This is a genomic window from Aquamicrobium terrae, assembly GCF_040545735.1.
Taxonomy (GTDB): domain Bacteria; phylum Pseudomonadota; class Alphaproteobacteria; order Rhizobiales; family Rhizobiaceae; genus Mesorhizobium; species Mesorhizobium terrae_A.
In genome coordinates, this window is sequence record NZ_JBEPML010000033.1 from 1 (window position 1) to 25,258 (window position 25,258).

Here is a 25,258-nt window from a genome sequence, read left to right on the forward strand (position 1 = left end):
CGAAAGATCATCATAACCCTCAACGCAAGGCTCAGAGACAATCAAAACCATCAGAGTTGATGACGATGGAGTATTTGCCGGAGCAATTTAGGTCCGGAAAAACGTTCCTCATTCCCTGCTGGAACCTCCCCGTCTGCGGGAAAAGGGCAAGGATAAGGGTCCGTTTCCGGCAGAACCCGAAACGGCCTACCCCGCCGTCCGGTCGCCGCGACCGCGCCCCCGGGCAGTCGCCAGTATGATGCGCAAATCCAGCAGCAGCGATTGCAGGGCGCCGTAGCGCGCATCCCAGCGGGCCAGCCTTTCGGGATCGCTCATGTCGATGTCGTTGACCTGGGCAAGGCCGGTGATCCCGGGCTTCAGCTTCAGCACGCCGCGCCGTCGGCGCGCCTCGACCAGTTGCCGCTGCACCGGAAGGCAGGGCCTCGGGCCGACAAGGCTCATCTCGTTGCGCAGGATGTTCCAGACCTGCGGCAGTTCGTCGAGCTTCGTGCGGCGCAGGAAACGGCCGATATCGGTGATCGCCTCGCCCGAAACCTCGTGGGTTCCCGCCTGCACCGTACCGGTTTTCATGGTGCGGAACTTGTAGCAGGTGAACACCTCGCCGTTCCGGCCGACCCGCTTCTGGGCAAAGATGCCCGGGCCGGACGACTGGATGCGGACCAGCACCCACACCAGCAGCATCGCCCAGCCGAGCAGAACCGTCACCGCAGCGACGAATCCCAGATCGATCGCCCGCCGCAACACGCGGTAGGTCAGGTTCCGGCCCTGCCCGTCCGACAGGACGGTCTCCTCCTCCCGCTGCACCGCCGGCTCGATCAGGAAAGCGGCAAGGCGCGAAACATGCACGGTCGGCTTCAGCGCCGCCAGCAGCCGGAACGCCGGACGCGCCAGCCATCGCGGCAGCCTGTTCAGGAACGACAGCGCCCCGCTCCACCGGTCCCCATAGACCGCCGGCAGGTAGACGGTCTGCGTCTCGATGCCCTCCATGTCGGCCAGCAGCCGCGCCGCCTCGCGCTTGCTTTGCGCGTAAGGCCCGGCATTGCCCGGATCGAGGGCATGCACCGACGAGACATTGACGAAGCGGCCGATGCCCGCGCGCCGCGCGCTGCCGGCCACCTCCAGCAATTGCCGCACATTGACCTCGAAGAAGGTCTCGGCCGGCTCGTCGGCATCGTTGTTGACCACCGCCAGATGGACCAGAAGGTCGAAACCCGCGCCCTGTCGCTTGATCGCGTCATAGCCGCACACCGCAAGACCGGGGAAAAGCTGCGCAATCCGCTGCGGCTGGCGGCCGACCAGAAGCAGTTCCGCCCCGGCATCGGCCAGAAGCGGCACCAGTTGCCGGCCGACGAACCCGGTCGCTCCGGTGACGACCACCCTCACCCGGCTGGTCTCGCATAGAGCGGGATGCTGTCGAATGTCATGGTCGGGCTCCGGCCGTTTCCCTTGCTTGACCTGCTTCGCGGCTTGCCCGGTGCATGTCAAATCCGTTGGCGTTTGTCCACATGCCCCGATGCGTGCTAGCTGCCATGCCTCCATGCATCGAAGCCGGATACGCAATGCAGGATATCGCTGCTCTGGGCGGCCTTTTCGGCATCGCCTTCATCGCCGCCACCATTTTGCCGGCCCAGTCCGAGGCCGCGCTGGTGGGGCTGCTCATCGCCGGCAAATGGTCGCCGCTCTTGCTGGTCGCGGTGGCGAGCGCCGGCAATGTGCTGGGCGCGGTGGTCAACTGGGCGCTGGGGCGCGGTGTCGCCCGCTTCCGTCATCGACGCTGGTTCCCGGTCGGCGAACAGGCGCTGGAGCGGGCCACGCGCTGGTATCATCGCTGGGGCCGCTGGTCGCTGCTGCTGAGCTGGGCGCCGATCGGCGGCGATGCGCTGACCGTCGCCGCCGGCGTGCTGCGCGAGCCGCTGTGGAGCTTCCTTCTGCTGGTCACCCTTGCCAAGGCGGGCCGTTATCTGGTGCTTGCCGCCATCACGCTGGGCTTTCTGTAAGGCCACAGGGGCAATCGGCCGCCGGCAAGCTGGCGCCCGCGCAGGAAAAGGACTAAGAGCGGCACCGCAAGCAACTTCCTCACCTTCCCGCAAGGCACAGAGCCTCCAAAAGGCATAAAGCAGCGACGACCGGAGCATCATGTTCGGCATTCCCAGCTATGAGATCGTGATGATGGCCGCGGCGATGCTCGGCGCGGGTGCGGTGACCGGCCTGCTGGCGGGCGTTTTCGGCGTCGGCGGCGGCTCCATCATGGTGCCGGTGCTCTACGAGTTCTTCCGCCTGCTCGGCGTGCCGGACGAGGTGCGCATGCCGTTGTGCATCGGCACCTCGCTGGCCATCATCGCCCCCACCTCCGTGCGCTCCTTCCGCGCCCACCACAAGAAGGGCGTCGTCGACATGACGATCCTGAAGATATGGGCCGTTCCGGTGGTGGCCGGCGTCGTCGTCGGCGGCTTCATCGCCAGCTTCGCCTCGGAAAACCTGTTCAAGACAGTGTTCGTCGTGGTTTCCGGCATCTCCGCCCTGAAGCTTTTGACGGCGCGCGAAAGCTGGCGCTTCGGCAACGATCTGCCCGGCAGGGCCGCCATGCTCGTCTACGGCCTGGTGATCGGGCTGCTCTCGGCTCTGATGGGCGTCGGCGGCGGGCTGCTGTCCAGCATGTTCATGACCTTCTATGGCAGGCCGATCCATCAGGCCGTGGCCACCTCCTCGGGGCTCGGGCCGCTCATCGCCATCCCCGGCGTCATCTCCTATGTCCTCGCCGGCTGGGGCAAGGCCTCCCTCTATCCCGACGTAACCCTGCTCCAGATGCCTTACGCGCTGGGCTTCGTGTCGCTTCTGGGCCTGGTGCTGCTGTTTCCGGCCAGCATGCTGACCGCGCCGGTGGGCGCGCGCCTTGCCCACGCCCTGCCCAGGCGCAAGCTGGAAGTCGCCTTCGGCATCTTCATGCTTGTCGTGTCGGCGCGCTTCCTGTGGTCGATGTTCAATCCCTGACTACATCAGCGGCCTTCATCACATCAGGGCTCTTCCTCGAGCACATAGTCGAAATAGTCCTCCGGCTCCTGCAGGTCGCTTTCGCTCGCCCGCACCCGGCCGCGAACGGAGATGCCGGCCTCATGCACCGTCTCCGGGCTGCCGGAAACCAGCCGGTGCCACCAGTAGAGGTCGTGGCCCTCGGCCACCAGCCGGTAGGCGCAGGTGCTCGGCAGCCATGAAATGGTGCGCACGTTCTGCGGCGTGAGGCCGACGCAATCCGGCACGCGCGCGAGGCGGTGCTCGTAGTCGGCGCAGCGGCAGCTTTCCGCATCGAACAGGCGGCAGGCCACGCTGGTCCAGTAGATATCGCCCGTGTCCTCGTCCTCCAGCTTCGACAGGCAGCATTTGCCGCAGCCGTCGCACAGCGATTCCCACTCGGCCGCGCACATGTCCTCGAGCGTCTTGGTTTTCCAGAAAGGCTTGTCCATGGGCCGCATGTGGCCCGTGCGGCAAGGAAGGTCAAGCGGGCCGGAAAATGGACACCTTCCTGCCACGCTTTCGACCGGCAATGGCCTTGAGCCCCGCTTAACCCTCTCGCGTCGGAACCAAATGCGGGACGGCAAGTTTCGACACGGATGGGACTCTACAAGGAGAGCGACAGGATGAAACTCCACCCTCGAATTCTGGCGGGAACCGCCCTTGGCCTGCTCATGGCCTCGGCCCCGCTGGCAGCGTTTCCCCTCACCGGACAGGACAATCTCGCGCCACGCGCATCCGGCAGCCCGCTGATTCTCGCGCAGGCCGAATGCGCCGAAGGCGAATCGGCGGAGGATTGCGCGGCACGCCAGCAGCGGGCCCCTGCCGAGGAGCGTTCGGCGCCGGAGCCAGAGGCAGCGCCCGCCGAGCCTGCTCCCGAGCCGCAAGCCGAACCGGAGCCGGCACCGGAGCCCGAACCTGAACCCGAGCCTGCTCCGGAACCGCAGGCGGAACAGCCTGCGCCAGAGCCGGAAGCCGCACCAGAGCCGGAGCCCGAGCAGCCGCAACAGGAAGAACCCGCGCCTCAGCCCGAGGCAGCTCCCGAGCCTGAAGCCGAGCCGGCGCCTGCCGAGGAGGCCGAGCCCCAGGCTGAGGAACCCCAGGCCGAGCAGCCCGCCCCGGAGGCAGAGCCGGCCCCTGAACCGGAAACCCGGCAGCCCGCGCCCGAGGAGCCGGCAGCCGAGGAGCCCGCCCCGAAACAACCGGCTCCTGAACAGTCCGCTCCCGAACAGCAGGAGCCCGAGCGGCGACAGCAGGAGAATCAGGCTCCCGCCGGCGAGCAGCCGCAGCAGCCTGCCGAGCCGGAGCAGCCGGCTACGCCCGAACAGCCTCAAGCTGAACAGCCTCAAGCTGAACAGCCGGCTGAAGGCGAAACCGCACCGGCCGCCCCGACCGAGGCGCCCATTCTCGACAGCCAGAAGGAGGCCCCGCAGCCTGCCCCTGCCGAGGATGGCCAGACTGCGCCTGCCGAAGGACAGCAGCCTGCACCCGCCGATGGGCAGCAGCCGGCCCCCGAAGGCCAGCCCGCGCCCGCCGAAGGCGGACAGCCGGCCCCGGCGCAGGAGGGTCAGGCACCGGCCCAGCAGCCGGCTCCGGCCGAAGCCGGGCCTCCGCCGACCGACGACCGCGCCGCGCAGCAGGCCATCGTGCCCGAAAGGATCCTGCCTGTGACCGAGGAAAAGGGCACCCGCCGCGAACGGGCACCCGATGAGCGCCGCCGCGAACGCCCGAGCGGGGTCGACGTGCTGCGCGAAATCGGCGACCGCGTCATCCTCCAGCTTGGCGGCCAGACCATCGTGGAGAGCAACGAGCGGCCGCGCATGACCCGTGGCGCCCGCGACGTCTATTACGAGGACCTGCCGCGCGGCCGCACCCGCGAGATCATCGTGCGCGAGAACGGCAGCCAGATCGTCACCATCCGCAACCGCAATGGCGACGTCATCCAGCGTTCCCGCATCACGCCGGACGGGCGCGAATACGTCCTCAACTATGTCGACGAGCGCTATTACGAAGACGTGCGCGAGTGGCGCGATCCCGGCGAGGACCTGCCGCCGATCCGCCTCACCATCCCGCGCGAGGACTATATCCTCGAATCGCGCCAGGTCAGCGACCCGGACGTGTATTACGAGTTCCTCGAACAGCCGCCGGTGGAGCGCATCCAGCGTCTCTATTCGGTCGACGAGGTGAAGCGCTCGGCCCGCGTGCGCGACATCGCTCGCCGCATCGACCTCGATACGCTCAACTTCGAGTTCGGTTCGGCCTCGATCGGCGACAGCGAGGTGGAGAAGCTGAGCGGCGTCGCCAGCGCCATCGAGAAGATGCTGGACAAGAACCCCGCCGAGACCTTCCTGATCGAAGGCCACACCGATGCGGTGGGCTCCGACCAGGCCAACCTCGCCCTGTCCGACCGCCGCGCCGAGGCGGTGGCGGAAGCGCTTTCCGGCGCCTTCGGCATCCCGCCGGAGAACCTGACCACGCAGGGCTATGGCGAGCAGTATCTGAAGGTCAACACGGAAAAGCCGGAGCGTGAGAACCGGCGCGTGACGATCCGCCGGATCACCCCGCTTGTCGCCCCGGTGGCCAGCGCCAACTGACGCGAAGAACGGCGCCGCAACTCAAAACCATTGAATTGCGGCGCCGACTACCCAGATTCCATGCCAGGGTTCCCTGCCCTGTCCCGCTCCTGCGGGACCCGCGCCCCGCCGGCCACGCCGGCGGGGCGTTTTTTGGGAGGGCATGGATGCGAGAAGTCATTCCGGGTGGTCGATCGGCAAAATAACGGTAGCCGGCCGCGACTCGGTCATAGGGACCAGCTGTGGTGCGGGCAACCCAGGACTGCCATCCGCTTGCCGCCGCCCTCACTTGAGGCGTTCCAGCTTTCCCTTTCGTTTAACGATGTTTTTGTAATCCCATTGGATGAGGCGGGATTCATCGAGCCATGACCGCAACCGATCGTGATCGATGTCAGCGGGCGTTACGAAGCGCTTCTCGGCGGCCTTGAACGTTCCTTCCACTTCCAGACCCGTGGTCGTGAACGACTGGCCACTCCAGAACAGCAAGCGAACGCAATGCTTCAGCTTGCTGTAGCCAACGATCGGGTTGCCCTCGAGGAACCAGACGGGATGGGCGTGCCAGATCTTGCTCTCCGCCTCCGGAAGTGCCTGGTCGATCTCCTGCCTGAGAGCATCGCAGATCAGTCTGTCCTCCCCGCTCTGGGCGTTGTTGAAGGCCTCGATTGTCGCGTATGCCATGGCTACAGAGACTACATCGAAATTCCGGTTTGGACAAAAGCGACCCTGGATTTCGGCGACAGGCCGGAATGTCGGCTTTCGATCCCTTTTCCGTCATTGGCTTTCCGCAAGCGGAATGACCGCATCTGGCTCTAGGCGGTCGTGCCTTGTTTTTGGTCGTACTCGTCCGAAGCAACGACGAGCGCTTCAATATCATTGGCGGCAATGAACGACTTCAAGGCATCGAACTTGGCTTCGTGCCATTTGTAGATATCGAGTTCGAGGAGCCTCTTGACCACATCTGCCGGAAAACGCTGGCGAATGGGAACAGCCGGGCTACCAGCGACAATGACATAAGGTGCGACATCTCTGGTGACGATAGCGCCGGAAGCCACCACCGCGCCTTCACCAATAGTGACGCCCGGCATGATCATCGCCCGCATTCCAATCCAAGCTCCATCGCCGAGAATGGTGTCGCCTTTGCCAATGTAGGCATCGAGAATAACCTCAGGAAACGGATAGAGGCTGAACCAGTCAGTCCGGTGCGTATGATTGCCGCCCATCAAGATAATAGCTTCCGCACCGATACATACGTAGTCGCCGATATAGAGTTGATCGATTGGCCACAGGGGCTCCCATGTCTTGAGGCTGTACGCATCTCCATAGTGATAGCGAACCACGCTCTCCTCGAATGAGCCTGTCCACGCGGCACTGTAATAGCTGTGTGTCCCACGGATATGAATGTTCGGATTTTTCACGGTCTCGTGCAGGAGCTCTACCTTTGACCAATGTTTGGACGGGGCGCGCTCTGGCATCATGGTACAATGACTTTCTATGGGCTGGCGGTACGAGTTAGATCAACGCCTTGAGGACGGGTCGCGGGTAACAAATCCCGCATGTCCTGAAAAGAACATCCCACCTTTTGAACGTGGGCGGATGACCGCTATTGGCGTCAAGCCGCCTTTAGCATCCGACTATCTGAATAACTGCTTTCCACCCCAAACCCGAACCGCCCCTACAGCATCCCCGCCAGCTTGGTGTCGCTGCGGGCGATCACCTCGTCGGGCAGGAAGAAGTCGGCGACCAGCGGTCCCTTGGCCCCCGGCGCATAGGTCGTGAAGTCGGTCACGCCTTCGGCCTTCAGCACTTCCTCGTCGATGTAGAAATTGCCGGTCGCCTCGCGCGCGGGGCGGTTGAAGATCGCATAGGCGGCATCCGCCATGATGTCGGGCGTGCGGCTCATCGAGGCCATCGTCTCGCCGCCCAGCACGTTGCGCACTGCCGCCGTGTCGATCGCCGTCAGCGGCCACAGCGAATTCACCGCAATGCCGTCCTTGGCGAATTCCGCGCTCATGCCCAGCGTGCACATAGACATGCCGAACTTGGCCATGGTGTAGGCGACGTGATTCCTGAACCATTTCGCCTCCATGTCGAGCGGCGGGGCCAGGTTGAGGATATGCGGGTTCTGCGCCTTTTTCAGATGAGGGATGCACAGCTTCGACACGAGGAAGGTGCCGCGCGTGTTGATCTGGTGCATCAGGTCGAAGCGCTTCATGTCGGTTTCCAGCGTGCCGGTGAGCTGGATGGCGCTGGCGTTGTTGACGCAGATGTCGATGGCGCCGAACGTCTCGACCGTGCGGGCCACCGCGCTCGCCACCTGCTCCTCCTCGCGGATGTCGCACACCACCGGCAGCGCCTTGCCGCCGGCCGCGACGATCTCCTCGGCGGCCGTGTAGATGGTGCCGGGCAGCTTGGGGTGCGGATCGGCCGTCTTGGCGGCGATGGTGACGTTGGCCCCGTCGCGTGCGGCGCGCAGCGCGATCGCCAGCCCGATGCCGCGCGATCCGCCCGAAATGAACAGCGTCTTTCCCTTCAGGGACATGTCCGGCCTCCTCATTATGTGGAGCTTCGGACCGGGCCGGGTTTCGGCTTGCTCCGATGCTCGGTCAAGTGCTGGAGCGTCCGTTGTGCATCCGGATGAACGCACGGCGTTCCATGACCGATCCATGCCCGGATCGCCCGCCCCGCGCAAGCCCGCCGGGCAAAAAGTTACGTTTACGTAAGGTACGGAAGACCGGCGCTGCCCGCTTATCCGGTCCTGTAGAGATGAACCGGCTTTCGCGGTGCGCGCCGGATGACACCCTTGGCCTCGAGGTCGAGTTGCACCGCCTTCAGCCACCATCCGGCCGTGCTTCCCTGCGGGAAAAGAGCCTCGGGCAGGCGGGGCAGCAGCGCCGCCTTGGCATCGGCCACCGTCAGCCCGGGCACTTCGCCGGGCAGCACGGCCAGAAGGGCGTCGCGCATCGCCATGTATTTGGCGCGGTTGACGCGTTCGGTCCGGCCGGGCGTGGTGATGCTTTCGATTTCGATCTTGTCGTCAGGCATCGATCGTTCCCTTCACCGCGATTTTAGGATTTCGGAACCCCATGGCCACCCACGCCGCCAGAAGCCTGGCGAAGAACGACATCGTATGGGTCTTGGGGTTGGGAATGTCGTTTGGCAGGCGGGACCTGTCGGGCAGGTCGCCGGTCATGGTGCGCATCTCGGGCCTGGGCCGCGTCTCCTGCGGCCACAGATGCAGATAGACGCTCAGCCAGTGCGCGCCCTTCAGTTCGAGGAACATCGGCGTGTTGCAGCAGGCCGCCACGACGCGGCGCGAGCCGGCCCCGGCCGACAGGCGAAATTCGCCGAGATGCTCCTCACCGGCAACGATCCGCATCCGGTCCTTGCGGTATTCGGCGGCAGGCGTCCCGCCATAGCCGGTGAGCATGTTGCGGGCGCCGGGCAGCCTGGCCAGACGGTCCGCCGCCGCCCTGCAACTGTCGCACAGGCATTCCGAAACGAGGATCGGCCGCCCCGTCACTTCGAGGCGCGTGCGCCCGCATTCGCAGCCGATCTGCGTGGTCCTGGTCATTTCGCGTCCTCCTCCGCGACGTGGAACAGATGCCGGATGTACCGGTCCAGATGGTCGAGGCTTTCGCGCGCCAGTTCGGGATCGTTTCCGGCCTTGGCCAGCACGAACCCGCCCTGCAACACGGCTTGCGTGTACCGCGCCAGGCTTGCCGCCGTCCAGTCGCCGGCAATGCCGCGCTCGCGCCGCGCCGCCTCGATATCGGCCTCCAGCGTGGCGGTGTGGCCAAAGATGCTGCGGGCGCAGGCGTCACGAATATCGGGCGAACTGGCGTAGACCTCCTGCGCCATGGTGCCGACGAGGCAGGTGAACTCGGCGATCTCGCCCACGATGATCGCCTTGCGGAACGCGACATAGGCAAGAACCCGCTCAAGGGCGTCCGCCGGCTGGTGGTAAGGCGCGGCCTCGAAGAAGGCCGTCGTCTCCCCGGTCCAGAACTCGGCCGCCGCCACGCCCAGCGCGTCCTTGCTGGCGAAATGATGGAAGAACGCCCCCTTGGTGACGTCGGCCACCCGGCAAAGGTCGTCGACCGTGGCCGCCGCGTAGCCCTTGGCGCGGATGATGTCGCGTGCCGCCTCCAGAAGCCGGGTTCTGGCATTGCCGCGTTCGGGAGCGTGTTTGGTGGGTCTCGACATGCCTGATACATACCATACAGTTGGTATTTATCAAGCCTGTCGATTTCGCACCTCTCAAGGGCCCGAAGCGCGGCCCGGACAACCGCTGCACGCCTCCCTCGCCAGAACCTTCTCCGCGCCCATGGGCAAGGAATGCCGCCCGCAATGCGGACGCCTCCCCTCTCCCCGCTTGCGGGGAGAGAGTAAGGGTGAAGGGCCTGTTTCCGGCAAAGCCTGATGATCTAGCCTGCCGCCGCGCCTTCTTCGTACTGCGCCAGGAATTCGGCCGAGGGCGGGATCGGCTTGATCACGTCGATCAGCACTCCGTTCGGGTCGGCGAAGATGAAATGGCGCTGGCCGAACGGTTCATCGCGCAGGCTGCGCAGGATCGGCAGCCCGGCCGCCGCGATCCGCTCATGCACGGCATCGACATCCTCCACCTCGAAATTGATCAGCAGCCCCTGCGCGCCCCTGCCCCGCGCCGCCTCCGGCACCGTGTCGTGGCCGGCGTCGACGATGCCCAGATTGACGCCTTCGTCCTCCTCCGATTGCAGATGGACATACCAGTCGCTCGAAAACAGCGGCCGGAAGCGCAGATGCTTCACATAGAAGTCCGCCGTGGCGGCAACGTCGCCGGTCATGAGGACCGGATAGTAGCTGGTCGTTTTCATGGCTTCCCTCTTGGCTTCAATTAACATACATTCTGCATGTTTCTGACAATTAACATACAGGCTGCATGTATGCAACAGGAAAACGCCCGCCGTTCCAACCGCGAACGCACCGAGGCCACCCGCGCCGCGCTGATGGCGGCGGCGCGTGCCCTGTTCATCGAGAAATCCTATGCGGAAACGGCGACGCCGGAGATCGTCGCTGCGGCCGGCGTCACGCGCGGCGCGCTCTATCACCATTTCGCCGACAAGCAGGCCCTGTTCCGCGCCGTGGTCGAGCGCGAAGCGGCGGAAGTCGCGGCCGAGATCGAGCGGGCGACGCCGGATGCCGAAAATGCCCGGCAGGCTCTTCTGGACGGCGGCAGGGCCTTCCTGGCCGCCATGGCCACGCCCGGCCGCACCCGGTTGCTGCTGCTGGATGGACCGGCCGTGCTCGGCCGCGCCGCCATGGACGAGATCGACAACAGGCACGGCGCGCGCACATTGCGTGAAGGGCTGGAAGCAGCCATGCGCGAAGGCGCCATGAAACCGGCCCCGGTGGAAGCGCTGACCGCATTGCTGGCGGCCGCCTTCGACCGCGCCGCCCTGTCCATCGAAGCCGGCGCGGCGCAGGCCGATTTCATCGAAACGCTGGGCGTGGTGCTCGACGGGCTGTTCCTGCCGACGCCGTGACCTTCGCCCGGCCGCCTGTCCCCGGAGCAATTCCAGCAAAAGCGCGAAGCGATCTTCGCGTTCGAAATTGCGTCAAAACAAGGAGTTGGAGCGTTTCTGCGATTCGGAGAAAAGCGAAAATGCTCTAGTCGAAGATGCGCTCGCCCTGCTCGTCGACAAGCTGGATGCCCTTGCGGATCGACACCGTGGCCGCATCGTCGAGCCCGGGAAACCGGTCGGCGCGGATGAACTTGTGCTCCTTCACCACGCCGTCGATCTCCTTGGAGACGACGCCGCAGGTCTGGTACTGGCCGTCGGCCTTGTAGGGCATGGCAACGATGGTGAAGCCCTTGTGCTCGACCTGCTTGGCAGGCTCCGCCGGCTTCGCCGCTGCTTCCTGTCCGCCACCACCGAACAGCCGTTTCAGGAAAGACATTCGAACCTCATTCTCGGAGCATGTCTCCCCGACGCGGGAACCGGTTTCGGTCGAAGACATGCACAAAACAGCAAGCCAGGGCGCGACAGGCGAATCTGCAAGGCCGGAACGCGCTTTGGCCCGCGACCATAGACCCTATCCGTCCGCCAAGAAAGGCCGGCGACAGGCCATCGCGCCCCCTAGTCGAAAATGCCGTCACGCCAATGTGGCGATGATCTCGCGATAGGCGCCTTCGGGAAATGCCTTGAGCGTGCGCGAGCGCACATTGCCGCCCATGCCCAGCTGCATGGCAAAGCGCGCCGCCACCGCGTCGTCGGGTGCCTCGCACACCGCCACCATGTCGTATTCGCCCATGGTGAGGTAGAACGCCTTCATCTCCCCGCCCATCTCGGCCAGTTGCTTCTTGGCCGTATCGAGCCGCGACGGCGAATCGTGGACGCTCTTCACGCCGGCGTCCGTCCAGTTGAGCAGCATGATGTAAGTGGTCATCTGTCGCCTCCCTCCGGTGCCATGACGGGGGAAGACGGGTCCGGTAACCGGAATGAACCCGCCTGCCCTTCTTTCGATATGGCCCTCACAATATCGCAAACAGGCGCGGAGTTGCAAAAACACGCTTCCGCTCTGGAATTTTGCGAAGCATGCGGGTATAGGCATCGCGTGCGCCTCGGGCGCGCCGTAAGCGTGTGACGTCAGGCAACGCATCCACTCCCGGTCCTCCGGGCAACGCCGCAAGGCGAAAGGATGCCATGCCCCGGACCGGCTTTTTCCAGGAAATTCTTATGTCTATCCAACGCACACGCCCTAGGCTGCCTGCGCGCTATGCGCCTTTGGTCACCCCGCTGGTTCTCTCCCTGCTGATGACCTTCATCGTGTCGCTGATCTCCACGCTGAAAGGGGTCGGCCTGCGGCCGGACTTCATGGCCGTCTGGGGGCCGGCATGGGGCCTGTCCTGGCTCGTCGCCTTCCCCACGCTTCTGCTTGTTCTGCCCATCGTGCACCGCATCGTCGGCTGGATCTGCCAGCCGGTTCCCTGAGCGCTCGTTCTTCGGCCGCTGGCGGGCAGGGCCCCGCCGGCGGCACTTCGCCGCCTATTGCTGCTGTTGCAACGCCAGCCGCGCCCCCAGCGCCACGAAGGCGGCGGCGAAGGTGCGGCGCATCCACGCCATCACCCGCGGGCTGCCGATCACCCGGTCGCGCATCGCCGCCGCGCACAGGCCGTAGAGCGAGAAGATGAGGAAGGTGGCCAGCATGAAGATGGCCGACAGTTCCAGCATACGGGCCAGCACATGTGCCTCCCCCGGCGCGATGAACTGCGGCAGGAAGGCCACGAAGAAGATCGACAGCTTCGGGTTGAGCAGGTTGATGAGGATGCCGTCGACCAGCACCTGGCGCACGCTGCGCGCATCCGCCCCCGCCTCGATCCTGAGCGCGCCCCGTTCGCGCAGGCTCTGCCAGGCCATGTAGATCAGGTAGGCGACGCCGGCATATTTCACGATCTCGAAGGCCAGCGCGCTGGCGTGCAGCAGCGCGGCAAGCCCGGTCAGCGCCGCCACCAGATGCGGCACGATGCCCAGCGTGCAGGCCAAGGCGGCCAGCACGCTGGCCCGCCCGCCCCGCGACAGCCCCGCCGCCAGCGTATAGACCACGCCCGTCCCCGGCGAGGCGACGATGATCAGCGTGGTCAGCAGGAATTCGATCGACATGGCCGGAAATCCTTCAGGTCCGCAAGGCAACAGGCCCGCGAACCATGTCCGCAAAATCCGGTTTTGACGACCCGGATTCGTCATGGCGGCGAAAAAATCCGGTCTGGCCTTGTGGCGCGTTCCGTGCTTTGTCGCCGCGACAAGGAAAGCACCCGCATGCATATCGATCCCGGCATTCTCGCCCTCTACGTGGTGACTGTCATCACCATGATCGCGGTCCCCGGCCCCGTTGCCGTGCTCGTTACCGGCGCGGGGCTGGCCGGCGGACCGGGAAAGGCGCTGCGCACCATCACCGGCACCAATGCCGCCTCGCTGGTGCTCATCCTGCTTTCGGCGCTGGTGGTGAAGGGCATCTTCGCCATCGACGAAACGGCGTTCAACCTGCTGAAGCTTGCCGGTGCCTGCTATATCGGCTGGATCGGATGGGAAATCCTGCGCGAATCCCGCACCGGCGATCAGGGGCCGGCGGCCGTCCAGCCACGCGTCGGCGGGTTTTCGAAAGGCTTCGTCATGGCCATTTCGAACCCCAAGGACATCATCTTCTTCGCGTCCTTCTTTCCGCAATTCCTCGGCATCACGCCCGACACCAACGCCAGCATCGCGCTGCTCACGGTCCTTTGGATCGTGCTGGATTTCGCGACGCTGTTCCTCGTCTATCTGCTGGTCGCCAGGCTTCTGAAGCCCTCCGTCCACCGCACCATATTGCGCGTCTCCGGCGTGCTTTTGCTGGTCATCGCGGGTGGCGGCATCGTCATGACGGCCATGGAACTGTCGAGCGCCTGACCCCGTTCCCGGAAAAACAAAAAGGCCGGGCGCTGGCCCGGCCTTTTTGCTTTTCTGGAACTCCGCCGCTCTAGCTGTCGAGGAAGCTGCGCAGCTTGCGGCTGCGGCTCGGATGCTTGAGCTTGCGCAGCGCCTTGGCCTCGATCTGGCGGATACGCTCGCGCGTCACCGAGAACTGCTGGCCGACTTCCTCCAGCGTGTGGTCGGTGTTCATGCCGATGCCGAAACGCATGCGCAGCACGCGCTCCTCGCGCGGGGTCAGCGAGGCGAGCACGCGCGTCGTCGTCTCGCGCAAATTCGCCTGGATCGCCGCGTCGATCGGCAGGATCGCGCCCTTGTCCTCGATGAAATCGCCGAGGTGCGAATCCTCCTCGTCGCCCACCGGCGTTTCGAGGCTGATCGGCTCCTTGGCGATCTTCAGCACCTTGCGCACCTTCTCCAGCGGCATGGCCAGCTTCTCGGCCAGTTCCTCCGGCGTCGGCTCGCGGCCGATCTCGTGCAGCATCTGGCGCGAGGTGCGCACGATCTTGTTGATCGTCTCGATCATGTGCACCGGAATGCGGATGGTGCGCGCCTGGTCGGCGATCGAACGGGTGATCGCCTGCCGGATCCACCATGTGGCGTAGGTCGAGAACTTGTAGCCGCGCCGGTACTCGAACTTGTCCACCGCCTTCATCAGCCCGATATTGCCTTCCTGGATCAGGTCGAGGAACTGCAAACCGCGGTTGGTGTACTTCTTGGCGATGGAGATGACGAGGCGCAGGTTTGCCTCCACCATCTCCTTCTTGGCGATGGCCGCCTCGCGCTCGCCCTTCTGCACCTGGTTCACGATCTTGCGGAATTCCAGGATCGAGATCGCCGTTTCGGTGGCAAGGTTCTGGATCTCGGAGCGGATCTCCTTGATCGTCTCCTTCTCGTTCTGGTGGAATTCCTTCCAGCCGCGCGAGGTCAGGTTGGCGATCGAGCGGGTCCAGTTGGGGTCGAGTTCGGAACCCTGATATTCCTTCAGGAACTCCTCGCGGCGCACGCCGTAGCTTTCGGCCAGACGCAGCAGCCTGCCCTCGTTCTGCACCAGCCGCTTGTTGATGTCGTAGAGCTGCTCGACCAGCGCCTCGATGCGGGCCTGGTTGAGCGACAGCGACTTCACCGCCTTGATGAGCTGGTCCTTCAGCTCCTTCAGCCGGCGGTCCTGGCTGGGCGACAGCGTGCCGGCGGCGGCCAGCCGGTTCTCGACCTGCTGGTCCTGCAGCTTGCGCAGCTTCTTGTAGGTATCGGCGATGACGTCGAGGGTTTCCATGACCTGCGGGCGCAGTTCCGCCTCCATGGCGGCCAGCGACAGGTTGGTCTCGTCCTCTTCCTCTTCGTCCTCCTCGCCGCGCGTCTCGCCGCCGACATTGGTGATGTCGTCGTCTTCGCTGCGGCCGCGGCGCGGCTTTTCCTCGGCCTTGGGCTTGGCCTCTTCTTCCGTGCGCTCCACCACCGGCGCCTGCTTGGCCTCGGGGCCGGCATAGGTGGCTTCGAGGTCGATGATCTCGCGCAGCAGGATCTTCGCTTCGTTCAGCTCGTCGCGCCAGATGATGATCGCCTGGAAGGTCAGCGGGCTTTCGCACAGGCCCGCGATCATCGTCTCGCGACCGGCCTCGATGCGCTTGGCGATAGCGATCTCGCCCTCGCGCGACAGAAGCTCCACAGAGCCCATCTCGCGCAGATACATGCGCACGGGGTCGTCGGTGCGGTCGGTCGGCTCCTTCTTGGGCGTGGCGGCGACGGCCGTGCCGGTCTGCTCGGCAACCTCCTGCGGATCGTCCTCGGACTCCTCGCTCTCGTTGTCGTCGCCCTGCTCGTCGTCCTCGACGACGTTGATGCCCATGTCGGACAGCATCGCCATCGTGTCTTCGATCTGCTCGGAAGTGACCTCCTCGGACGGCAGAACCGCGTTCAGCTCATCCATGGTGACATAGCCGCGCTTCTTCGCGACCTTGATCATCTTCTTGACAGCATCGTCGGAAAGGTCGAGCAGCGGGCCGTCGGTTGCACCGTCGCGTTCGTTCTCGACCTCTTCCTTTTCCTTAGTCGCCATTCTTCTTCTGCCTCCAGACGGCTGCTCAAGCCGCGAAATCTAAGCCTGCTGCAAAATTGTGCGCGCCTGCTGAAACGACGCGTTCATCGCCACAGTTGCCGCAACTCTCGTTAAGCCTGGATTAACCCTGGTTTTCCATCGTGCCCCAGATTTCCACCGTGCAACAAGCGGCACTACCGCATCTGCGTTCTTTTCGTCGATGCCGGGTTGGGTTAACTGTAACTCGAATCGACCTGATTCCGTCATTCTACCGATAGGTCAAGCGCCTGTGGCATGATTCGCCCCAAAAAAGCGAATCAATTGCCCTCAAGCGCCCGATTCGGCCGCAAACAGCCAAGGCTGCCCACAGCCGGTCCTGCCGCCGGCTAACTTCTGCCGGCCCGACCCGACAATACGCCGAAGCCTTCGATCAGGGCCTCCGTCGCCTGCACATCCCGGAATTGCGCCTGAATTTCGACAAGGCGCCTGTAATTCTCATCTGTGGGGTCGCTGGCGAGCGCGGCCTCCGCCTGCTTCAGTTCCTTATGTAGAGTACGCGCACTGCGGTGCAAGTGCAGGGCCTGGGCGAAAGCGTCGCGGGCGTCGTCCAGCGCCGCACTTTCCAGCGCCGGCCATTGCCGCGTGCGCCGGATCAGCGCCTCCGCCCGCTCCCGGATGTCGGCGTGGCCGGCACGGCTGATCGCCTCGACCACCGCCTGCCGCTCGTTGGCCATGTCGTGGGCCAGCGCGTCGAGCAGCGCCGCATGCAGCTTGCGCAGGTCGCCATTGGCAAGGTCGAGGAATTCGATGTGCTCGAAGAACTCGTCGATCAGCGCCGGGTGGTTGATCAGCGCCACCACGATGGTCGCCTCGCGCACCGTCATCACCTCGCCGCCGCGCTTGAGCAGCGCCGAACGCCCGAGGCTTTCGGTGATGGCGCTGCGCCCGGCCGCCCCGCCCTGCCGCGACCACTGGCCCGCGCCCTGATAGCCGCCGCCCTCGAAACCGCCGCCTTGCCCGCGCCGTCCGTTCTGCCCCTGCTGCCCCCCGGGCTGGCGCCTCCGCTGCGTGCCGAAGAAGCTCTGCACGCGTTCGCGCATTTCCTGATTGTAGTGGAAGCGCACGCTTTCGTCGCGGATGCGGCCGGTGAGTTCGCGCAGCGTCTTTTCCAGTTCGGCCCGCCGTTCGGGCGTATCGAACACGCCGCCGGAGGTCTCGCGCATCCACAGAAGGTCGGCCAGCGGCCGCGCCTCTGAAAGCACGGTCCGGAAGGCGTCGGCGCCGCCGTCGCGCACCAGGTCGTCCGGGTCCTTGCCATCGGGCAGCAGCGCGAAACGCGCCGTCTTGCCGGGCTCGATCATCGGCAGGATGAGATCGGCGGCCCGCCATGCGGCCTTCAGCCCGGCCCCGTCGCCGTCGAAGCACAGCACCGGCTCGCCGGTCATGCGCCACAGGAGCTCGAGCTGGTTTTCGGTCAGCGCCGTGCCCAACGGCGCCACCGCGTTCTCGAAACCCGCCTGCGCCAGCGCGATAACGTCCATATAGCCTTCGACGACCACCACCGTCTCGCCGCGCGCCACCGCCTTGCGGGCGCGGGCGAAATTGTAGAGCACATTGCCCTTGTGGAAGAGCTCGGTTTCCGGCGAGTTCAGGTATTTGGCCAGCGCATCGGGCGACATCGCCCGCCCGCCGAAGGCGATGGTGCGCCCGCGTGAATCCGGGATCGGGAACATGATGCGGTCGCGGAAACGGTCGTAGGAAACCGGCACGTCCTGCCCGTGCACGACCAGGCCGCAGGCCTCGATCTCCTCCTTGCCCACCCCGCGCGAGGCCAGAAATTCCTTCAGCGCGTTGCGGCTTTCGGGCGCATAGCCCAGACGGAACGACTGCTGGGTGGCCGGCGTCATCCCCCGGTCGCGCAGATAGGCGCGCGCCTTCGCCCCTTCCGCCGATTGCAGCCGCTCCTGGAAGAACGCCGTCGCCAGTTCCATGACGTCGGTCAGTTCGGCGCGCTGTTTCTCGCGCGCCTCGGCCTGCACGTCGCGCGCCGGCATCGGCACGCCGGCCATGTCGGCGATGCGCTCCACCGCCTCGGGGAAGCTCAACCCGTCCAGCTCGGTCAGGAACTTGAAATGGTCGCCGGAAACGCCGCAGCCGAAGCAATGGTAGCGGCCCTTGCGGTCCTCGCAGTGGAAGCTCGGCGATTTCTCGCCGTGGAACGGGCAGCACGCCCACCAGTCGCCCTTCGGCGCATTGGTCTTCTTGCGGTCCCACGTCACGCGCGCGCCGATCACCGATGAGATCGGCACCCGGTCACGTATCTCGTCGAGGAATGAGGGCGGAAAGCGCATCTGGGAAACTGCTCGTTTCCTCTCATATAGCCGCCCTTTGCGCTCAAGACGACTCTCGGCGCATCCCATACCCGGTATTCACAGGCCCCGGTATTCACAGGCCCCGGTATTCACAGGCCCCGGTATTCACAGGCAAGAAAATGAAAAGAGCGGCCCGAAAGCCGCCCTTTCCTTATTCCACCATCCGCCCGCCTAGCGCGCGGCGATCACACCGGCGATCAGACCTGTCGCGAGGCCCACCAGCAGATAGTCGTTGTCGACCTTGATCCACTGCTGGCCGGGGGCCGGACGCTTCAGGCCATGGCGCCGGTAGTCCCGCACGGCCTGGTGACGGCGCCAGTCGGAGTAGCGCTGGCCGCGCTTCCACTGGTGGCGCTTGGCATACTGGTACTTCCTGGCCGTGTGGCGGTTGTCGTAGCGCTTGTGGTCGCGCCGGTTGTCATATTTGTGGGAGGGCTTCTTCCAGTCCACCTGGACCAGTTCGGCCTGCGGTGCCGCCGGCCTGTTGAGCGGCGCGGCCTGGCCTTGCAGGGAAGTCGCGGCCAGCATGGAGATGGCGAGGACCGAGAGAACGATGCGTTTCATGGAAGGCACTCCTGTGTTGTTCATGCCCAAAGGGATAGCGGCCACCGGATGAACCGAAACTGAACGGCTGCATTACAATTCCGTAATGGAATCCGTAGCTTACTCACCTGTATTGATTCACGCCCTGAAGCCGCCTCCTTCGCCCGCATCCCGCCGCGCGGCAACCGCCCCTCGGCGCCGGCCTTGCCTTGAGATGAACAAAAATTTGTTCCAAGAGCCTAGCGGGGCTGGACAATATTGGTTACCCGGCTAATATAAAAGCCCTTAACGGATATTCCCGCCATGAAGCTGATTCGCCCCTGCCCGCGCGCCGGTTGCGCGCCTTGTCCGATGCCGTCGCGTCGTCGCGTCACGGCTGCTGCCCGCGCGGGAGCGCCTGCATGACCGGGTCGGTGGTCCTCGTCCATCTGGCCGGCGCCGTGGCGCTGATGCTCTACGCCACCCGTCTCGTGAAGACCGGCGTCGAGCGCGCCTATGGCGATGTGCTGCGTCATAAATTGCGCGCCACCTTGCAGAACCCGATCATGGCGGTTCTGGCCGGCACCGGCCTCGCCATTGCCCTGCAAAGCTCCACCGCCGTCACCCTTCTGGTCGGCTCCTTCGCCGGCGCCGGCATCGTGTCCGGCCTCGCCGGCCAGCTGGCCGTGCGCGGCGCCGAGATCGGCTCGGCGCTGGTGGCCAAGCTTTTGACCTACGATCTGACCCTGCTGGTGCCGCTCTGCCTCATCATCGGCACTTTCCTGTTCATGGCCACGGAAAGCCGGGACTGGCGCCAGAAGGGCCGCATCCTGGTCGGCGTCGGCCTGCTCATCCTGTCGCTGGAGATGATCGGCCACGCATCGGAACCGCTGCGCGAAAGCGAGCTGATGCCGATGATCATCAACTATTTCTCCAGCGATCCCATCACCGCCTACCTGCTGGCGGCGCTCATCACCTGGCTGTTCCAGTCCTCCATCGCCGCCGTGCTTCTGATGGCGACCATGGCCGGGCGCGGCCTCATCACGCCGGAACTGGGCGTGGTGCTGGTGCTGGGCGTCAATCTCGGCTCCTCGATCATCGCCCCCATGCTCACCCGCAATTCCGACCCCGGCGTGCGCATCGTGCCGATCGGCAACCTTTTGATGCGCGGCATGGGCTCCATCGTCATGCTGGCGCTGGTGATGATCTTCAAGCCGCAGATCGGTTTCCTCGGCGCCACCGCCTCGGACCAGATCGTCAACGCCCACATCCTGTTCAACGTCATCATCCTGATCGCCGGCCTGCCGCTCGCCGGCCTCGTCTACCGCGCCTCGGAAAAGATCGTGGCGCTGGGCGCCAAGCCGGAGCCGGCCGAATCCCTGCAGGTGGCCGAATTGTCGGCCCTGTCGGAATCGGCGCTGTCCAGCCCGCCGCAGGCCCTCGCCAACGCCACGCGCGAGGTGGTGCGGGTGTGCGAGACCGTGGAGATCATGCTCAAACGCATCATCGAGCTGTACGAGAGCGCCGACGAGGACAAGATCAACGCGCTGGCCGCGCTCGACGACCGGGTCGACGAACGCCACGCCGCCATCAAGATCTATCTGGCCAGGCTCACCCGCAATTCGCTCACCGAGGATCAGGCCCTGCGCTGCCAGGAACTGATCGGCGCCTGCGTCAAGCTTGAACAGGTGGGCGACATCATCGTGCGCAACATGCTCGTCCATGTCCGCAAGAAGCTGGCGCTGGGGCTGGAGTTCACGCCGGAGGGCTGGCAGGAGCTGACCTCCTTCCACGCCTCCGTGCTCGCCAATGCCCGCCTCGCCTTCAACGTGCTGGTGTCGCGCGATGCCGAGACGGCGCGCCAGCTCGTGCTGGAGAAGGACCGCCTGCGCGACCTCGAGAAGGAAACCAGCCAGAAGCATTTCCTGCGCCTGCGCGACGGCACGCCGAAGTCGATCGAGACCAGCTCGATCCACCTCGACACCATCCGCGACCTCAAGCAGATCAACTCGCTGCTCGCTTCCATGGCCTATCCGGTGCTGGAGGAGCAGGGCCTGCTGCGCGGCTCGCGCCTGAAGGCAAGCTGAGGCATCCCTGATCCGGGCCGGGAAAATCCCGCCCTCGCCTGAAAAAGAACCGCCCTGCATCTGTGAGGATACAGGGCGGTTCATTGCATGGTGCCGGGCTTGGTGGCGGCGGGCACGAACCATCCAGAGGCGCAGCCCAGCAAAAACAAGCGCTTGAAGCACAAATTCTGAATCAGTTTGGAAACTGGCAGCCAAGCCCTTGACGCGCGTCCAATCACGCAACATATAAAGTTACATGAAAAGAGACAGCAGACTGTCGGGCGTGCTGCACGTCCTGTTGCACATGGCCGAATACAGGGAGCCGGTCACCTCCGAGGTGCTGGCGCGGGCCATGCACACCAATCCCGTCGTCATCCGCCGCATCATGGCTGGCCTGCGCGAAGAGGGCTATGTGCGCTCCGAAAAGGGCCATGGCGGCGGCTGGACGCTGGCCTGCGACCTCTCCCGCGTCACCTTGCGCGATGTCTACGACGCACTCGGCCAGCCGGCGCTTCTCGCCATGGGCAACCGCACCGAAACGCCCGGCTGCCTTGTCGAGCAGGCCGTCAACGCCGCCCTCGGCGCGGCCTTCGACGACGCCGAGGCCCGCCTGCTCGCCCGCTTTGGCGAAGTGACCCTCGCCATGCTCAGCGAAGATTTCCACCGCCGCTTCGCCTCCCGCGGCGGCGACCACGATCTGGAGACCGTTCATGCACAATGACGCCCCCAACACCTACGACGCGATCGTCATCGGCGGCAGCTTTGCCGGCCTGTCCGCCGCCACCTATATCGCCCGCGCCCGCCGCTCCGTCTGCATCGTCGATGCCGGCCTGCCACGCAACCGCTTCGCCGCGCATTCGCACGGCTTCCTTGCGCAGGATGGCAGCGATCCGGCCGTCATGCTCGCCACGGCCCGCAGCCAGGTCCGGGCCTATCCCACGGCGCGCTTCGTCGCCTCGCGCGCCACCGACGCGCAGGCGCGGGACCATGGCTTCACGGTTGCTCTGGCCGACGGCGAAACGCTCCATGCCGGCCGGCTGGTGCTGGCCTTCGGCCTTTCCGACGATCTGCCCGCAATCCCGGGCCTTGCCGAGCGCTGGGGGGCGTCGGTCATCCATTGCCCCTATTGCCATGGCTACGAGTTTTCGGACCGGCGCCTGGGCGTGCTCGCCTCCACGCCCATGTCCGTGCATCAGGCCATGCTGGTGGCCGAGTGGGGCCCCACCACCTTTTACCTCAACGGCCGGCCGGCCCCCGAAGCGAACCAGCTTGCCGAGCTGGAAAGGCGCGGCGTCGCCATCGAGCCGGCCGCCGTCACCGCCCTGCACGGCGATCTGCCCCGCCTCTCGGCCATCGAACTGGCCGATGGCCGCATGGAGCCGCTCGATGCGCTCTATGTCGGGCCGCGCACCCGCTTCAACAGCGATATCGCCGAAAAACTCGGCTGCGCGCTGGAGGAGCACGCGGCCGGCGCCTTCATCCGCACGGATTCGCTCAAGGAAACCACCGTGCCCGGCGTCTATGCCGCCGGCGACATCGCCCGCGGCGCCCATTCCGTGGCATGGGCCTGCGCCGACGGCGTCACCGCCGGCGTGGCCGTGCACCGGTCACTGGTCTTCTAGAGCTTTTCCGGTTCAGGCAGGCCTGCCCCTCATCTCCCGCCGGGACCACCGCTACCCCCCTCCCACAAGGAGAGAGACGCCGACGCTGCCGTGTCGCCCGAAACCAGCACGTCGGTGGCCGTGGCATCGGCGCAAAGTTCCCCTCCCCTTGTGGGGAGGGCTTAGGGGTGGGGGTATCCGACTGTCGAGGTCGAGGAAAATTCCCCATGCGACAGTCTGCCGTGAACGGGTGGGTTGCCACCCGCGACGCCGACGCCCCCTTTCCCCGCAGGCACAGGGAAATGGCAGGAGTAAGAGACTAACCCAGCAGGCCCTTCACCACGCCGCTGGCGCGGCCGAAATCCATCTGGCCGGCATATTTCTCGCGCAGCGCGGCCATCACCTTGCCCATGTCCTTGACGCCCGCCGCCCCCGTCTCGGCGATGGCGGCGCGGATGGCGGCATCGGTTTCGGCCTCGTCCATCTGCTTGGGCATGAAGTCGCGGATCACCACGATCTCCTCGCGCTCCTTGGCCGCCAGTTCCGGCCGGGCGCCATCGTCGAAGGCCTTGGCCGAATCCTCGCGCTGCTTCACCATCTTGGCCAGAAGCTGGGCGATCTCGTCGTCGGTGGCCGCTTCCTTGCCCGCGCCGCGATTGGCGATGTCGCGATCCTTGATCGCCGCCTGGATCAGCCGCAGCGTGGAAAGGCGCGACTTGTCGCCCGCTCGCATCGCAGTCTTCACTTCCTCGGTCAGCCGTTCGCGCATGATGTCGTCTCCTTGATGGGTCCAGATAAAGCATGTGGCCGGCGGCTGGAAGCGGGTCTGCCATAAAACCTGCGGCAACTTCCCGCGCGGTGTTGACCGGGCCGGCCGCTTCCCCTATTTCGTGGGCCTTAGCATGAACTGAGCACTAAGTGCGGGGAGGTCGCGAAGGTTCGCCGCCCCGTGCCTTTTGCCGCGGATGGACGGCCTTGCGGCCGTGTGCCCGCGCAACTTCACGATGGAGCGCCGCCATGGCCAGCACTGCCCCCTGGGTTTCGGAAAAGCCGACCGCCCTGCTCGTCCTCGCCGACGGAACGGTGATCGAAGGACGCGGCCTCGGCGCCACCGGACAGGCGGTCGGCGAAGTGTGCTTCAACACCGCGCTCACCGGCTATCAGGAAATCCTCACCGATCCGTCCTATGCCGGCCAGATCGTCACCTTCACCTTCCCCCACATCGGCAATGTCGGCGTCAACGACGAGGATGAGGAAAGCCTGGCGCCGGCCGCCCGCGCCGGTGCCGTCGGCGCCATCTTCAAGGCCGACATCTCCACCCCGTCCAACTACCGCGCCTCCGGCGGCCTCGACGAGTGGCTGAAGAAGCGCGGCATCGTGGCCATGTCCGGCATCGACACCCGCGCGCTCACCGTGCTGCTGCGCGAAAAGGGCGTGGCCGACGCCGTCATCGCCCATGCGCCGGACGGCGATTTCGACGTCGAGGCGCTCAAGAAGCAGGCCGCCGGCTGGTCCGGCCTCGTCGGCCTCGACCTTGCGAAGGACGTCACCAGCGGCCAGTCGAGCCTGTGGCAGGAAACGCCGTGGGTGTGGGACGAAGGCTATGGCGAGCAGGACGAGCCTTCCATGCACATCGTCGCCGTCGATTTCGGCGTCAAGCGCAACATTCTGCGCCTGCTGGCCGGGCTCGGCGCCAGGGTCACAGTGGTGCCCGCCACTGCCTCGGCCGAGGATATCCTCGCCCTCAAGCCCGACGGCATCTTCCTGTCCAACGGCCCGGGCGACCCGGCCGCCACCGGCGAATACGCCGTGCCGACGCTGCGCGAACTGCTCAAGACCGACATTCCGATCTTCGGCATCTGCCTCGGCCACCAGATCCTGGCGCTCGCCACCGGCGGCAACACGGTCAAGATGCATCAGGGCCATCACGGCGCCAACCATCCGGTGAAGGATCACACCACCGGCAAGGTCGAGATCGTGTCGATGAACCACGGCTTCGCGGTCGACACCGCCTCGCTGCCGGAGGGTGTGACCGAAACCCATGTCTCGCTGTTCGACGGCTCGAACTGCGGCATCACGCTGGTCGGCAAGCCGGTGTTCTCGGTGCAGCACCACCCCGAAGCCTCGCCCGGCTCGCAGGATTCGCACTATCTGTTCCGGCGCTTCGCCAACCTCATCCGCGCGCGCAAGGGCGAGCCGGCATTGGCCGAGCGGGCCTGACCCCGCCCGCCCGTCTTCCCACTAGAGCGCGTCGCGATCTTTCAGATTCGCTCCGTACGCTCCAACTTGTTGTTTTTACGCATGTCGTTATCCCGAAACCGGTTCCCGCTTTCGGGCGACATGCTTTGAACGGCAGGCTCAACGTATCGGCTGCTCCGTGAACTTGAAGCGCTTGTTATCTCGTCATCCCGGCCAAGGGAGCGCCAGCGACCGCGAGCCGGGATCCACGCCGGTCGGATGACGCTCGGCCGCTGGTTGGTCTTGCCGGCAAGGTCACGGAACGGATCCCGGACAGCCTGCCTTCGCTCCGCTGCGGCAGGCTTCCGGGATTGTTTGATCGATATCGGGTAGGTTGAGCAGCGAGGCTGCGGGCCTGCAAACCCGCAGCCTCGGCGGCAGGCGACCGGTTCCGG

Annotated in this window: 26 protein-coding genes; 10 read left to right on the top strand and 16 right to left on the bottom strand. The window is 65.4% G+C overall.

Annotated features, from left to right (window positions below; all coding sequences use genetic code 11):
- Nucleotides 1-186: 186 nt before the first annotated feature.
- Nucleotides 187-1,383 carry a sugar transferase gene (locus ABID37_RS25565; protein ID WP_354199801.1) on the bottom strand — a complete coding sequence of 399 codons (1,197 nt, stop codon included), beginning with the start codon at nt 1,381-1,383 and terminating at the stop codon, nt 187-189.
- A 176-nt stretch (nt 1,384-1,559) separates the two neighbouring features.
- On the opposite strand from ABID37_RS25565, the gene ABID37_RS25570 reads away from it, so the two are divergent.
- Complete coding sequence (locus ABID37_RS25570; protein WP_354199802.1) at nt 1,560-1,997, top strand: YqaA family protein; 438 nt, start codon at nt 1,560-1,562, stop codon at nt 1,995-1,997.
- A gap of 139 nt (nt 1,998-2,136) precedes the next feature.
- Nucleotides 2,137-2,991, top strand: a complete 855-nt coding sequence (locus tag ABID37_RS25575) for a sulfite exporter TauE/SafE family protein (protein WP_354199803.1) — start codon at nt 2,137-2,139, stop codon at nt 2,989-2,991.
- A gap of 23 nt (nt 2,992-3,014) precedes the next feature.
- Here ABID37_RS25575 and ABID37_RS25580 read toward each other — a convergent pair whose 3' ends face one another.
- On the bottom strand, nt 3,015-3,461 hold the full coding sequence (locus ABID37_RS25580; RefSeq protein ID WP_354199804.1) for a YcgN family cysteine cluster protein: 447 nt from the start codon (nt 3,459-3,461) through the stop codon (nt 3,015-3,017).
- Nucleotides 3,462-3,635: 174 nt separating this feature from the next.
- On the opposite strand from ABID37_RS25580, the gene ABID37_RS25585 reads away from it, so the two are divergent.
- Entirely contained in the window at nt 3,636-5,603 is a 1,968-nt protein-coding gene (locus tag ABID37_RS25585; RefSeq protein ID WP_354199805.1) for an OmpA family protein, read from the top strand.
- A 264-nt stretch (nt 5,604-5,867) separates the two neighbouring features.
- Here ABID37_RS25585 and ABID37_RS25590 read toward each other — a convergent pair whose 3' ends face one another.
- The 7 genes from ABID37_RS25590 to ABID37_RS25620 form a co-directional block, all read right to left on the bottom strand.
- Nucleotides 5,868-6,260, bottom strand: a complete 393-nt coding sequence (locus ABID37_RS25590) for a DUF1801 domain-containing protein (protein WP_354199806.1) — start codon at nt 6,258-6,260, stop codon at nt 5,868-5,870.
- Between the two features lie 131 nt (nt 6,261-6,391).
- Nucleotides 6,392-7,057: a CatB-related O-acetyltransferase gene (locus ABID37_RS25595; RefSeq protein WP_354199807.1), complete on the bottom strand. Its 666-nt coding sequence runs from the start codon at nt 7,055-7,057 to the stop codon at nt 6,392-6,394.
- Between the two features lie 197 nt (nt 7,058-7,254).
- Nucleotides 7,255-8,121, bottom strand: coding sequence for an SDR family oxidoreductase (locus ABID37_RS25600; protein WP_354199808.1), 867 nt, complete (start codon nt 8,119-8,121; stop codon nt 7,255-7,257).
- A gap of 206 nt (nt 8,122-8,327) precedes the next feature.
- Nucleotides 8,328-8,624 (bottom strand): DUF6958 family protein, encoded by a 297-nt coding sequence (locus ABID37_RS25605; RefSeq protein ID WP_354199809.1) that lies wholly within the window; start codon nt 8,622-8,624, stop codon nt 8,328-8,330.
- Complete coding sequence (locus ABID37_RS25610; RefSeq protein ID WP_354199810.1) at nt 8,617-9,153, bottom strand: GFA family protein; 537 nt, start codon at nt 9,151-9,153, stop codon at nt 8,617-8,619. The genes ABID37_RS25605 and ABID37_RS25610 overlap by 8 nt, the downstream gene beginning before the upstream one ends.
- A complete protein-coding gene (locus ABID37_RS25615) occupies nt 9,150-9,785 on the bottom strand; it encodes a TetR/AcrR family transcriptional regulator (RefSeq protein WP_354199811.1) in 636 nt (211 codons plus the stop codon). The genes ABID37_RS25610 and ABID37_RS25615 overlap by 4 nt, the downstream gene beginning before the upstream one ends.
- Before the next feature lie 221 nt (nt 9,786-10,006).
- Complete coding sequence (locus ABID37_RS25620; RefSeq protein WP_354199812.1) at nt 10,007-10,435, bottom strand: VOC family protein; 429 nt, start codon at nt 10,433-10,435, stop codon at nt 10,007-10,009.
- Nucleotides 10,436-10,504: 69 nt separating this feature from the next.
- On the opposite strand from ABID37_RS25620, the gene ABID37_RS25625 reads away from it, so the two are divergent.
- Nucleotides 10,505-11,104, top strand: a complete 600-nt coding sequence (locus ABID37_RS25625; protein WP_354199813.1) for a TetR/AcrR family transcriptional regulator — start codon at nt 10,505-10,507, stop codon at nt 11,102-11,104.
- Between the two features lie 124 nt (nt 11,105-11,228).
- Here ABID37_RS25625 and ABID37_RS25630 read toward each other — a convergent pair whose 3' ends face one another.
- Nucleotides 11,229-11,519, bottom strand: coding sequence for an HlyU family transcriptional regulator (locus ABID37_RS25630; protein WP_354199814.1), 291 nt, complete (start codon nt 11,517-11,519; stop codon nt 11,229-11,231).
- Between the two features lie 195 nt (nt 11,520-11,714).
- Nucleotides 11,715-12,008 (bottom strand): GYD domain-containing protein, encoded by a 294-nt coding sequence (locus ABID37_RS25635; RefSeq protein ID WP_354199815.1) that lies wholly within the window; start codon nt 12,006-12,008, stop codon nt 11,715-11,717.
- 290 nt (nt 12,009-12,298) lie between these two features.
- Here ABID37_RS25635 and ABID37_RS25640 point away from each other — a divergent pair, with 290 nt between their 5' ends.
- Nucleotides 12,299-12,553, top strand: coding sequence for a DUF2798 domain-containing protein (locus ABID37_RS25640; protein WP_354199816.1), 255 nt, complete (start codon nt 12,299-12,301; stop codon nt 12,551-12,553).
- Nucleotides 12,554-12,607: 54 nt separating this feature from the next.
- Here the strand turns inward: ABID37_RS25640 and ABID37_RS25645 are convergent, their stop codons facing one another.
- Nucleotides 12,608-13,222 (bottom strand): LysE family translocator, encoded by a 615-nt coding sequence (locus ABID37_RS25645; RefSeq protein WP_354199817.1) that lies wholly within the window; start codon nt 13,220-13,222, stop codon nt 12,608-12,610.
- 156 nt (nt 13,223-13,378) lie between these two features.
- Here ABID37_RS25645 and ABID37_RS25650 point away from each other — a divergent pair, with 156 nt between their 5' ends.
- Nucleotides 13,379-14,005: a LysE family translocator gene (locus ABID37_RS25650; RefSeq protein ID WP_354199818.1), complete on the top strand. Its 627-nt coding sequence runs from the start codon at nt 13,379-13,381 to the stop codon at nt 14,003-14,005.
- 70 nt (nt 14,006-14,075) lie between these two features.
- Here the strand turns inward: ABID37_RS25650 and rpoD are convergent, their stop codons facing one another.
- The 3 genes from rpoD to ABID37_RS25665 form a co-directional block, all read right to left on the bottom strand.
- Nucleotides 14,076-16,085 carry an RNA polymerase sigma factor RpoD gene (gene rpoD, locus ABID37_RS25655; RefSeq protein ID WP_354199819.1) on the bottom strand — a complete coding sequence of 670 codons (2,010 nt, stop codon included), beginning with the start codon at nt 16,083-16,085 and terminating at the stop codon, nt 14,076-14,078.
- A 365-nt stretch (nt 16,086-16,450) separates the two neighbouring features.
- Nucleotides 16,451-18,415, bottom strand: coding sequence for a DNA primase (gene dnaG / locus ABID37_RS25660; protein ID WP_354199820.1), 1,965 nt, complete (start codon nt 18,413-18,415; stop codon nt 16,451-16,453).
- A gap of 192 nt (nt 18,416-18,607) precedes the next feature.
- Nucleotides 18,608-19,000, bottom strand: coding sequence for an RcnB family protein (locus tag ABID37_RS25665; protein WP_354199821.1), 393 nt, complete (start codon nt 18,998-19,000; stop codon nt 18,608-18,610).
- Nucleotides 19,001-19,380: 380 nt separating this feature from the next.
- Here ABID37_RS25665 and ABID37_RS25670 point away from each other — a divergent pair, with 380 nt between their 5' ends.
- The 3 genes from ABID37_RS25670 (at nt 19,381) to ABID37_RS25680 (ending at nt 22,646) form a co-directional block, all read left to right on the top strand.
- Nucleotides 19,381-21,045, top strand: coding sequence for a Na/Pi cotransporter family protein (locus ABID37_RS25670; protein WP_354199822.1), 1,665 nt, complete (start codon nt 19,381-19,383; stop codon nt 21,043-21,045).
- Nucleotides 21,046-21,280: 235 nt separating this feature from the next.
- Nucleotides 21,281-21,745: an Rrf2 family transcriptional regulator gene (locus ABID37_RS25675; RefSeq protein WP_354199823.1), complete on the top strand. Its 465-nt coding sequence runs from the start codon at nt 21,281-21,283 to the stop codon at nt 21,743-21,745.
- Nucleotides 21,735-22,646: an NAD(P)/FAD-dependent oxidoreductase gene (locus ABID37_RS25680; RefSeq protein WP_354199824.1), complete on the top strand. Its 912-nt coding sequence runs from the start codon at nt 21,735-21,737 to the stop codon at nt 22,644-22,646. The genes ABID37_RS25675 and ABID37_RS25680 overlap by 11 nt, the downstream gene beginning before the upstream one ends.
- Before the next feature lie 298 nt (nt 22,647-22,944).
- Here ABID37_RS25680 and ABID37_RS25685 read toward each other — a convergent pair whose 3' ends face one another.
- On the bottom strand, nt 22,945-23,394 hold the full coding sequence (locus tag ABID37_RS25685) for a GatB/YqeY domain-containing protein (RefSeq protein WP_435521639.1): 450 nt from the start codon (nt 23,392-23,394) through the stop codon (nt 22,945-22,947).
- A 248-nt stretch (nt 23,395-23,642) separates the two neighbouring features.
- Between ABID37_RS25685 and carA the strand changes: the two genes are divergently transcribed.
- The gene (gene carA / locus ABID37_RS25690) at nt 23,643-24,845 is read left to right on the top strand and encodes a glutamine-hydrolyzing carbamoyl-phosphate synthase small subunit (protein ID WP_354199825.1); all 1,203 of its coding nucleotides are present in this window, start codon (nt 23,643-23,645) and stop codon (nt 24,843-24,845) included.
- Nucleotides 24,846-25,258: the final 413 nt, after the last annotated feature.